The 1,503-nt window shown below is 31.4% G+C and carries 2 protein-coding genes; both read left to right on the top strand.

Features of this window, described 5'->3' with window-relative positions; all coding sequences use genetic code 11:
* The coding region (locus tag SVN78_11160; protein ID MDY6822164.1) for a Na+/H+ antiporter NhaC family protein at positions 1–1,026 on the top strand (1,026 nt) is incomplete at its 5' end.
* A 47-nt stretch (positions 1,027–1,073) separates the two neighbouring features.
* Entirely contained in the window at positions 1,074–1,496 is a 423-nt protein-coding gene (locus SVN78_11155) for a DUF4149 domain-containing protein (protein MDY6822163.1), read from the top strand.
* Positions 1,497–1,503: the final 7 nt, after the last annotated feature.

Below are 1,503 nucleotides of genomic sequence, written 5' to 3'. Positions count from 1 at the left end.
GGTTATGGTACAGTTGTTGCTTTTTGTATGCTTTTATACCCAGCAGGTGTTGCTATTGGCTCTGATCCTATCGTACTCTTGGGTGCTATTTTAAGCGGTGCTGCATTTGGTGATAATTTGGCTCCAGTCTCTGATACTACAATTGTTTCTGCAGTTACACAACGCACTGATATAATAGGCGTTGTAAGATCTAGGTTTAAGTATGCCGTTGCTGCTGCTATTCCTGCAATGATTTTATTCTTAATATTTGGCGGTAGTGACATGACTGTAAAAAATGATATATTGAGTACTGGTGCCTTTGGGAGGCCTGAGGGATTAATACTTCTAATACCCTTTGCCTTAGTTTTATTAATTGCATTTAGGGGCCATCACATTATAACATCCTTAACATGGGGGATTATATCCTCGGTTATATTAATATATATAGCAGATTTATGTCCAATGAAGAATATTTTGTGGTTTAATCTTAAAGAAGGAAGGGTAGAGGGGGCACTGCTTGATGGTGTATTAGGTTATGTAAATATGGCAGTATTAATTTTATTGGTTGTTGCTCTAGGTTATATTGTAAATATTGGTGGTACAATGGATGCTATTAGAAGATTTACTATTTCAAAGATTAAAGGTGTTGTAGCAAGAGCAGAGATAGCTATGTGGGCACTAGTAGGTATATTAAACTCTTTAATTACTATTAATACTGCTGCTGAAATATTAGCCTCAACTTTTGTGTATGATATAGGAAATGAATTAAAAATTCATCCCTATAGAAGGGCAAATTTTTTAGACTCAATGACCTCTGCGTTGGGTTATATTTTTCCCTGGGCAGGTGGTACTTTACTAGGTATTGTTTCAATACAGGGGCTTACATCTAAATATAGCTTTGTTCAGGCTGTAAATCCTATAGAGGTTGTACCCTATGTTTTTCATGGGTGGCTTCTGGTTATTGTTATGTTAATTGCTGCAATAACAGGATGGGGTCGCAGATTTATAGGCCCAAATGGAGAAGAGGTTAAAAGTCTCAAAGGTTGATATTTTTTATATATTGCTAAATTAGAATTTTTTTAATATAATACAGAATGAATGATAAAATGTTTAAAATTTCTTTTTTTATGCTTTCAGCTTATTTTGGATTGAGCGTATATTTTAGTTTTTTTATTGCACCACTACTCTTTAAATTATTAAATAAAAATGATGCTGGATTGGTTGTTAGCAATATATTTCCTTCATATTTTACAATTGGTATAATTGCTTTTTTTATTTGCTTAATTTATATTATGAGATATGCCTTTAGTAGTATTATTGCAGCTATTATTGTAATAGCAATGATACTGTTAATAATCCAATTATTTTATATCATCCCAGAATCTAGAGTTTTGAAAGAAACAAATTATGATGTTTTTTTGAAACTGCATAAATGGTCAATGGTTTTTAACATTTTAGTTATATTGTTTAATTTTATTGTAATAATTTATATGTTTATAAGAGATTTAAATCATTAAAAATAAT

It is taken from the genome of Deferribacterota bacterium (assembly GCA_034189185.1).
Classification (GTDB): Bacteria; Chrysiogenota; Deferribacteres; order Deferribacterales; family UBA228; genus UBA228.
Note: the sequence above shows the minus strand (reverse complement) of the source record. Positions and strands in the feature narration are given on the sequence as shown.

What these genes read in the sequence shown, in the direction of transcription:
- SVN78_11155 (MDY6822163.1), top strand. Translation starts at nt 1,074, where the DNA reads ATGAATGATAAAATGTTTAAAATTTCTTTTTTTATGCTTTCAGCTTAT.